9 protein-coding genes are annotated in these 8,771 nt (G+C 67.9%); 3 read left to right on the top strand and 6 right to left on the bottom strand.

Going from position 1 to position 8,771, the window contains the following annotated elements:
* Positions 1-137 precede the first annotated feature (137 nt).
* From QOI01_RS08735 to clpS, 6 genes are read right to left on the bottom strand one after another with little or no spacing between them, the layout of a single operon-like run.
* Positions 138-1,106, bottom strand: a complete 969-nt coding sequence (locus QOI01_RS08735) for a PLP-dependent cysteine synthase family protein (RefSeq protein WP_526379939.1) — start codon at positions 1,104-1,106, stop codon at positions 138-140.
* Between the two features lie 2 nt (positions 1,107-1,108).
* Complete coding sequence (locus tag QOI01_RS08730) at positions 1,109-1,381, bottom strand: MoaD/ThiS family protein (RefSeq protein ID WP_526379937.1); 273 nt, start codon at positions 1,379-1,381, stop codon at positions 1,109-1,111.
* 21 nt (positions 1,382-1,402) lie between these two features.
* Complete coding sequence (locus QOI01_RS08725; protein ID WP_526379935.1) at positions 1,403-1,816, bottom strand: M67 family metallopeptidase; 414 nt, start codon at positions 1,814-1,816, stop codon at positions 1,403-1,405.
* A gap of 26 nt (positions 1,817-1,842) precedes the next feature.
* Positions 1,843-2,871 (bottom strand): P1 family peptidase, encoded by a 1,029-nt coding sequence (locus QOI01_RS08720; RefSeq protein ID WP_526379933.1) that lies wholly within the window; start codon positions 2,869-2,871, stop codon positions 1,843-1,845.
* 2 nt (positions 2,872-2,873) lie between these two features.
* Positions 2,874-3,455, bottom strand: a complete 582-nt coding sequence (gene aosR, locus QOI01_RS08715; protein WP_526379931.1) for an oxidative stress transcriptional regulator AosR — start codon at positions 3,453-3,455, stop codon at positions 2,874-2,876.
* Positions 3,456-3,473: 18 nt separating this feature from the next.
* Positions 3,474-3,788, bottom strand: a complete 315-nt coding sequence (clpS, locus tag QOI01_RS08710) for an ATP-dependent Clp protease adapter ClpS (protein WP_526379929.1) — start codon at positions 3,786-3,788, stop codon at positions 3,474-3,476.
* Positions 3,789-3,915: 127 nt separating this feature from the next.
* Between clpS and QOI01_RS08705 the strand changes: the two genes are divergently transcribed.
* From QOI01_RS08705 to QOI01_RS08695, 3 genes are all read left to right on the top strand, one after another.
* The gene (locus QOI01_RS08705) at positions 3,916-5,181 is read left to right on the top strand and encodes a nicotinate phosphoribosyltransferase (RefSeq protein ID WP_526379941.1); all 1,266 of its coding nucleotides are present in this window, start codon (positions 3,916-3,918) and stop codon (positions 5,179-5,181) included.
* An 84-nt stretch (positions 5,182-5,265) separates the two neighbouring features.
* Positions 5,266-7,170 (top strand): ATP-dependent DNA helicase, encoded by a 1,905-nt coding sequence (locus QOI01_RS08700; protein ID WP_526379927.1) that lies wholly within the window; start codon positions 5,266-5,268, stop codon positions 7,168-7,170.
* A 122-nt stretch (positions 7,171-7,292) separates the two neighbouring features.
* A complete protein-coding gene (locus tag QOI01_RS08695; RefSeq protein ID WP_526379925.1) occupies positions 7,293-8,717 on the top strand; it encodes a neutral zinc metallopeptidase in 1,425 nt (474 codons plus the stop codon).
* Positions 8,718-8,771: the final 54 nt, after the last annotated feature.

Raw genomic sequence — 8,771 nt, 5'->3', positions numbered from 1 at the left:
CCTCGATCAGGTACAGCAGCGCCACGAAACTGACGACGGTCGCACCGCCGACGATCCACGCCGGGCGCTTCTTGGCCGTCGGTGTGACGTTGCTCATGCGCGATCCCACTCCGCTTCTCGCTTGACGCCTGGTCCGCTCATGCCCACAGCTGCCCTTCCAACGCATCCTCTGCATCGTCAAGGCTACCGGCGTAAGCGCCGGTCGACAGATACTTCCACCCGGCGTCGCACACCACGAACGCGACATCGGCACGCTCGCCCGCCTTACGCGCCTTGGCGGCCATGCCGAGTGCCGCGTGCAGTATCGCGCCGGTCGAGATGCCCGCGAAGATGCCCTCGACCTGAACCAGCTCGCGGGTGCGCTTGACGGCGTCGAACGAGCCGACGGAGTAGCGCGTGGTCAGCACGTCCGGGTCGTACAGCTCGGGGACGAAGCCCTCGTCGATGTTCCGCAGCGCGTAGACCCCCTCGCCATAGCGTGGCTCGGCGGCGACGATCTGCACGCCTGGCACCTGCTCGCGCAGAAATCGCCCGGCACCCATCAGGGTGCCGGTGGTGCCGAGCCCCGCGACGAAGTGGGTGATTTCCGGCAGGTCGGCGAGGATCTCCGGCCCCGTGCCGTCGTAGTGCGCGGCCGCGTTGGCTGGGTTGCCGTACTGGTAGAGCAGCACCCACTCGGGATGCTCGTCGGCCAGCCGTTTGGCCATCGCCACCGCGGTGTTCGAGCCACCCTCGGGAGGTGAGTAGATGATCTTCGCGCCGTAGAGCTCCAGCAGCTGACGCCGTTCGATCGAGGTGTTCTCCGGCATCACGCAGACCATCCGGTAGCCCTTGATCAGCGCGGCCATCGCCATGGAGATTCCCGTGTTCCCGCTCGTCGGCTCCATGATCGTCGAGCCCTGCTGGAGCAACCCGTCGCGCTCGGCCTGCTCGATCATCCGCAGTGCGGGCCTGTCCTTGATCGAGCCGGTGGGATTGCGGTCCTCGAGCTTGGCCCACAGGCGCACGTGCGGATTGTCGCCGTCCTCCCATTGCGGCGAGAGGTTCGGCAATCCCACCAGCGGGGTGTTGCCGAGCGCCTCGAGTAGTGAGTCGTGGCGAGTCAACGTCAGCCGCCCGCAACAGCCGGCAGGATCGTCACCGAGTCGCCGTCGGAGATCTCGGTCGCCAGACCACCGGAGAAGCGCACGTCCTCGTCGTTGACGTACACGTTGACGAAGCGGTGCAGCTTGTCGCCATCGACGATCCGCTCGGTGATTCCCGAATAGTTGGACTCGAGGTCGGTGATGACCGCCTGCAGGGTGCCGCCGGTGGCGCTGACGCGCCTCTCGCCGCCGGTGTGGGTGCGCAGGATGGTGGGGATGGACACCGAAACAGTCATGGCGACGCTCATTCCTTTTGACTAGTACTCATCGACGATGGTGACGGGTTCCTCGGTGACGGTGCCGTCCAGAATGCGGTAGCTCCGAAGCTCGTGCTCGTCGGGGTCCCGCGTCGAGACGAGGACGTAGTGAGCCTCGGGTTCGGAGGCGTAGCTGATGTCGGTGCGGCTGGGATACGCCTCCGTGGCGGTATGCGAGTGGTAGATGATTATTGGGGCATCGCCTGCCTCTTCTAAAGCCCGCCACACCTTGAGCTGCTCGCCGGAATCGAAGCGGTAGAACGTCGGCGACCTCTCGGCGTTGTCCATCGCGACGAAACGCTCGGGCCGGTCGGATCCCTCCGGCCCGGCGATCACTCCACATGCTTCGTCGGGGTGGTCGGCGCGCGCGTGGGCGATCATGGCCTCGGCCAGGTCACGACGAATCGTCAGCACGTCACCAGTCCATCATCTGAGGCTGCTCAGGGGAACGATCCCGGCAACACGTCACGGTAGGTCGGGATTCCGGCGACGGACTCGGCGGCCAGCACCCCGACCATCACCGCGCTGGCCAGACAGTCGGCCGCGGCAGCCCCGATCATCGTCATGAGCTTCGTCTCCGGCGACATCGCCGCAGGCGTGTCGGAAGCCGGTGCCACCTCGACCGCGCCGGTGGACAGTACGAACACGCTGTCGCCATCCAACGGCGTGTGCGCGGGCCGCATCGTCCTGGCGAGCGCGTCCTGCGCGGCGACGGCTACGCGCTTGCATGCGGCCTTGCTCAGCGCGGCGTCGGTGGCGACGACCGCGATGGTGGTGTTGAACGGCGACAGCTCGTCGGCACGCTGGGCGAACGAGGCGATCTGGCCGGCGGGCGGTGGCACCAGCCCGAACTCGGCGCTCAGGTCGGCCTGCCACGGCAGCCCGGTCCTCGGATCCGCGACGTTGCCCGCAGAGTTCACCACGACGATCGCGCCGACGGTGACGCCGATGTCGTCGAGCCGGATCGACGCCGTGCCGAGGCCGCCCTTGAGCACGCCCGTCCGAGCGCCGACACCTGCGCCGACGTTGCCGACCGGCACGTCGACGCCTGCCGCGTTGGCCGCCGCGAAGCCGAACTCAGCCGTCGGGCGACACTGCCATCCCCCGACGGGGAGGTCGAAGATCACCGCGGCGGGCACGATCGGAACGAGGCCGCCGTCCATCACTACGCCGCGATCGTGTTGCTCGAGCCACTGCATGACGCCGTCGGCGGCGGCCAGGCCGTATGCGCTGCCGCCCGTAAGCACGACGGCGTCGACGTAGCGCACGCTGTTGGCCGGGTCGAGGAGATCGGTCTCCCGAGTGCCGGGCGCACCACCGCGGACGTCGACGGCGCCGGTAGTCCCCGGCGGGGTGAGCACGACCGTGGTGCCGCAGGCCCAACCAGCGCCCAACGACGCGTCCGGGTCCAGACGGTGATGGTTTCCGACGAGAATGCCCGCCACGTCGGTGATCGAACCGCCTGCCACGATTACCGCTTGCCCATCAGCCCGAGCACCAGGTGCTCCTGCAGCACGGTCAGCCACTGGTAGACGTCGAGGTGCCCGGCCATCGGATGTTCGGCAGGCAGGTGGTCGGGACCGTCTTGGCCGATATCGAGCATCGTGCCCAACGCCAGCCGGATGTCGTTGACGCACGACGCCCAGCAGTGCGCGTCGTCCTCGGCGATGTCGAACCTGCCACCGCCGGGCGGCAACGTGTCCAACAATCGTTGACCCGCATGGCGTTTGGCTTCGATGATCTCGGGCTCGTGCAGGCTCCGCAGCGCGCTGTTGAGACTCTCGGCGGTACCCGAACCCGCGGGGTGGTCGTGCTGCGGCCGGAAGAAGTCGGGCAGCAGGCGCAACATGGTGTCATCCTCGGGCGGCTGCGAGTGCCCCGTACGCATTCCCGTGAGCTCTTCAAGTTCATCTGTGGGCGAGGAGGTTTCGCGGTCGACCAGCATGTCCATCAGCGAGTTGACCAGACTTTGCAGCAGCGTCGCCTCGTGCGCGGCGAGCGCGGACCGAAAGCGCGTACCCTCCGCGGTTTCCACACGCTTCCACTTGCGCACGCCATGTACTCCCGGTGCTCAGCGATCCTGCTGCATCGTGGCCCACAGGCCCGCTGCATGCAGCTTGGTGACGTCGACCTCCATGGACTCCCGACTGCCCGCGGAGACCACGGCCTTACCCTCCTCGTGTACCTGCAGCATGAGTTTGGTGGCGTGCGGCTCGTTGTAGCCGAAGAGTTTCTGGAACACGTAGGTCACGTACGACATCAGGTTCACCGGATCGTCCCACACCAGGGTCACCCACGGGCTGTCGGTGGCCTCATCTTCCCCAGAGGCCGGATCGACCCTACGTTCCTCGCGAGTCCCCGGCTGGGTCCGCGCTGGCGTAACCATGCCGACCAGAATAGACGGGGGCTGACGGACGCTCCGAACGGCTACGGTTGCCGGTGTGACTTCCGACGAGCGCTTGCGCGAGGAGCATGCGACGGTGGCACTGCTCACCGACAAGTACGAATTGACGATGCTTGCGGCCGCACTCCGCGATGGCACCGCCCACCGGCAGACGACCTTCGAGGTCTTCGCGCGCCGTCTGCCCGACGGAAGGCGCTACGGCATCGTCGCAGGCACGGGACGTTTCCTGGATGCCTTGCCGCAGTTCAGCTTCGACGACGCCGATCTCGAGCCACTCAAGGAGTTCCTGGACAAGGAGACCTTGGCGTACCTGGCCGACTACCGGTTCGCCGGCGACGTCGACGGATACGCAGAAGGCGAGTTGTACTTCCCGGGTTCACCCGTGCTGTCCATCCACGGCACGTTCGCCGAGTGCGTGCTGTTGGAGACGTTGGCGCTGTCCATCCTCAACCACGACTGCGCGATCGCATCGGCCGCGGCCCGGATGGTGTCCGCAGCCGAGGGACGGCCGCTCATCGAGATGGGCTCACGGCGCACCCACGAACAGGCGGCCGTCGCCGCAGCGCGGGCCGCCTACATCGCCGGCTTCAGCGGTTCGTCGAACCTCGAGGCGCAGCGTCGGTACGGCGTCCCCGCGCTCGGGACCAGCGCACACGCCTTCACACTGCTGCACACGACGCCGGACGGGCCCGACGAGCGGGCCGCGTTCAAGGCGCAGGTCGATGCCCTCGGCGTCGAGACAACGCTGCTGGTCGACACCTATGACATCACCACCGGGGTGGCCAACGCCGTCGCCGTCGCGGGCCCAGAATTGGGCGCGGTCCGCATCGACTCCGGCGATCTCGGCGTGCTCGCACGGCAGGTCCGCGACCAGCTCGACGGGCTGGGCGCCGCCAACACCCGAATCGTCGTGACCAGCGACCTCGACGAGTTCGCCATCGCCGCCCTGCGCGCCGAGCCGGTCGATTCGTACGGGGTGGGCACCGCCGTCGTCACTGGGTCCGGCGCACCAGCCGCGGGGATGGTCTACAAACTCGTCGAAGTAGACGGCGTTCCGGTAGCGAAGCGCAGCAGCCACAAGGAGTCCCATGGCGGCCGCAAGCAGGCCCATCGGCTGGCCAAGCGGACGGGCACGGTCGTCGAGGAGATCGTGCACCTTGCCGACCGCCCACCGGCCGAGTCCGCTGGACTGGTCGCCACTGCGCTCGCACACCCCCTGGTGCGCGCGGGCGAAGCGGTCGCGGACCAGGATCTCGCCTCGGCGCGCGAGCGTGTCGCGGCCGGTCTTCACAGCCTGCCCTGGGACGGGTTGAAGCTCTCCCGCGGCGAGCCCGCGATACCAACCCGCATGGTCGACGCCACGCGCACGGCCTGAGGAGGAGACACGGGCGGCGTCAGGGAACTGCTGGACAAGGCCGTTTCCGCACTCGGCGGCACGGAACGCACCGGCCAGATCGAGATGGCGGAGGCGGTCGACCACGCCTTCGAGACCGGCGAGCACCTCGCCGTCCAGGCCGGTACCGGGACCGGGAAGTCATTGGCCTATCTGGTGCCCGCGATCATGCGCGCGATCGCTCACGCCGAACCCGTGATCATCTCGACGGCCACGATCGCGCTTCAACGTCAGCTGTTCGACCGCGACCTGCCGCGGCTGGCCGACGCCCTCAAGGGCGAGGTGTCACGGCGCCCCGAGTTCGCGCTACTCAAGGGTCGCGGAAACTACGTGTGCCTCAACAAGATCAACAACGGATCGGCAACCGAATCCGCTGACGACGTGCCACAGGAGGAACTCTTCGACGCCGTGGCGTCGACGGCCCTGGGACGCGACGTGAAACGCCTCCTCGAATGGTCGTCGGACACCGAAACGGGCGACCGCGACGAGGTCGTGCCAGGCGTGCCCGACCGATCGTGGAGCCAGGTCAGCGTCTCGGCCAGGGAGTGCATCGGTGCCACCCGCTGTCCGTTCGGCACCGACTGCTTCGCCGAGAAGGCGAAAGGTACCGCCGGCTTGGCTGACATCGTCGTCACCAACCACGCGCTGCTGGCCATCAATGCGATCTCAGACGTCAACGTGCTGCCCGAACACGAGCTGCTCGTCGTCGACGAGGCCCACGAACTCGTCGACCGCGTGACGAGCGTGGCCACCGGCGAGCTGTCCGCGACGGTGGTCGGCGTGGCCCACCGCCGTTCGGCCCGGCTCGTCGATCCCGAACTCGCGGAACGTCTGGAAGCGGCGGCCGCGACGTTCTCGTCGGCGATCTACGACGCAGAGCCCGGACGCAAGGACGTGCTCGACGACGAGATGTCCACCTGCCTCACCGTGCTCCGCGACGCGGCCGACAAGGTCCGGTCCGCCATCGACACCGCACCGGGCGATCCGAAGGCCGCGGCCGCTCGCAACGAGGCGGTCACGGCACTGAACGACGTCAGCGACACGGCGTCGCGCGTGCTGTCGTCGTACGGGCCTGCGATCCCCGACCGGACCGACGTGGTGTGGCTGAACCACGAGGAGACGCATTCGGCGGGTCGAAGGGCAATACTGCGAGTGGCCCCGTTGTCGGTGGCAAACCTGTTGCGCAACAGGCTGTTCGAGCAGGGAACCGTGATACTCACCTCGGCGACCCTGACGATCGGCGGCACGTTCGACTCGATGGCACGGTCCTGGGGGCTGACGGCGGACGGCGACGAGAAGCCGGGATGGAAGGGTATCGACGTCGGTTCGCCCTTCGCGCACGCGAAGTCGGGCATCCTCTACGTCGCCGCCCACCTCCCGCCGCCCGGCCGTGACGGCACCGGCTCGGCCGAACAGCTCGACGAGATCGAGGCCCTCATCGTCGCTGCGGGCGGGCGGACGCTCGGCCTGTTCTCGTCGATGCGCGCCGCGAAGGCGACGGCGGAGGCGATGCGTGGTCGTCTCGACACCCCCGTGCTGTGCCAGGGCGAGGACACGACCATGGCGTTGGTCCGCCGATTCGCCGAGGACGACGAAACGTCGCTGTTCGGCACGTTGTCGTTGTGGCAGGGGGTCGACGTGCCCGGACCGTCGCTGTCGCTGGTCCTGATCGACCGAATCCCGTTCCCCCGTCCCGACGATCCACTTGTCACGGCCCGCCAGCGCGCGGTGGCGGCCCATGGCGGCAACGGCTTCATGGCAGTCGCCGCCAGCCACGCCGCACTGCTGCTCGCGCAGGGTGCAGGACGGTTGCTTCGCCACGTCGACGACCGGGGCGTCGTCGCCGTTCTGGACTCGCGGATGGCCACGGCGCGCTACGCCGGCTTTCTGCGCGCGTCACTGCCGCCGTTCTGGGCGACCACCGACTCCGGCCACGCAAGGCGCGCGCTCGAGCGTCTGCGTTCGAAATGAGCTGCAGCAAAGCGCGTTGGCGGCGAGAAACTTGGGATTGGGGTGGCCCGCGTTCACTAACCTGACGGTCAAGATCACGTGCGCGCCACCACGGCCGCCTGGCGGACCGAAAGGCGGCGTTGATGGCGCGTCGGCATCTCCTGGGCGTGGTGCTCACCACTCTCCTACTCACGTCGTGCGCGACGACTCTTCATGGCACGCCGGTCTCCGTGTTCGCCGATCCCTTCAGGGTGGCGGGCATGCCCGCCGTGGACGGCCCCACGGGTCTGCGCGACGACGCCGAGGCGCCATCTCGCGACGTCGAGAATTCCGACGGGGGCAGGATCGACGACCTCGCGGGCAGCGCCGTCAGCGACATCGAGGAGTTCTGGGCCGAGCACTACGGCGAGACGTTCGACGGTGAATTCAGCCCGGTGGAGGAGCTCATCTCCTGGGATTCCACCGATTACGATGACGTCGACTTCTGCGGGGACAGCGTCCTGGGCCTCGTCAACGCCGGGTATTGCTTCGACGACAACACCATCGGCTGGGATCGCGGCGAGCTGCTACCGCAACTGCGTAACGCCAACGGCGACATGGCGGTGACCATGGTGCTGGCGCACGAGTACGGGCACTCCGTCCAGCTTCAGTCCGGACTGGTCGACGAGAAGACGCCGACCATCGTCGGTGAGCAGCAGGCCGACTGCCTGGCGGGCGTCTACATGCGCTGGGTCGCCGAGGGCAATTCCAAGCGATTCACGCTGAGCACCGGTGACGGGCTCAACAACCTCCTCGCAGCGATGATCGCGTTCCGCGACCCGCTGCTCAACGAGAGCGACTTCGAAAGCGGTGAGGACGAGCACGGTTCGGCATTCGAGCGGGTGTCGGCATTCCAGTTCGGATTCACCGACGGTGCGGCGTATTGCGCCGCGATCGATCTCGAGGAGATCGAGCAGCGCCGTGGCGACCTTCCGCTTCTGCTGCCCGACGACCAGACGGGCGAGCTGCCCGTCACCGAGCAGTCGGTGCAGTCGATCGTCGACGCGATGAACATCGTGTTCGAACCGGCCGATCCGCCGCAGCTGAGTTTCGAGGACTCGAAGTGCCCCGACGCCCGCTCTGGCGACCCGGCGTCGTACTGCCCGGCGACCAACACCATCACCGTCGACCTGCCGGCGTTGCAGGAGCTGGGCCAGCGGTCAGCCGACGAGAACGGAGTGGTGACGGGCGACAACACTGCCTACTCGGTGGTGGTGTCCAGGTTCATGCAGGCGATCCAGAACGAACACGGCGGGGTCGCACTCGACAACGCCGAGGCCGCGTTGCGCACTGCCTGCCTGACCGGTGTCGCGACGGTGAAGCTGACGGAGGAAGTCACCACCCCGAACGGTGACATCATTGCCCTCACCGCGGGCGACGTCGACGAGGCCGTCTCGGGCATCCTCGTCAACGGTCTTGCCGCCAGCGACGTCAATGGTGACTCGGTCCCGTCGGGCTTCTCGCGCATCGACGCCTTCCGCGTCGGCGTGCTGGGCGACGAGGTCCGCTGCTTCAAGCGCTTCGACTAATCCCCGCCCCTCGCGAGTTGGGCGCGGAAACCCCCGCGGGACGCGGGTTTCCGC

It is taken from the genome of Mycobacterium sp. (genome assembly GCF_032162605.1).
Classification (GTDB): Bacteria; Actinomycetota; Actinomycetes; order Mycobacteriales; family Mycobacteriaceae; genus Mycobacterium.
This window is presented reverse-complemented; position numbering and strand designations above follow the sequence as displayed.

Coding starts and splice junctions, on each gene's coding strand:
- QOI01_RS08730 (WP_526379937.1), bottom strand. CDS start 1,381: ATGACTGTTTCGGTGTCCATCCCCACCATCCTGCGCACCCACACCGGC.
- clpS (WP_526379929.1), bottom strand. CDS start 3,788: ATGGTTACGCCAGCGCGGACCCAGCCGGGGACTCGCGAGGAACGTAGG.
- QOI01_RS08705 (WP_526379941.1), top strand. CDS start 3,916: ATGCTTGCGGCCGCACTCCGCGATGGCACCGCCCACCGGCAGACGACC.
- QOI01_RS08700 (WP_526379927.1), top strand. CDS start 5,266: ATGGCGGAGGCGGTCGACCACGCCTTCGAGACCGGCGAGCACCTCGCC.
- QOI01_RS08695 (WP_526379925.1), top strand. CDS start 7,293: ATGGCGCGTCGGCATCTCCTGGGCGTGGTGCTCACCACTCTCCTACTC.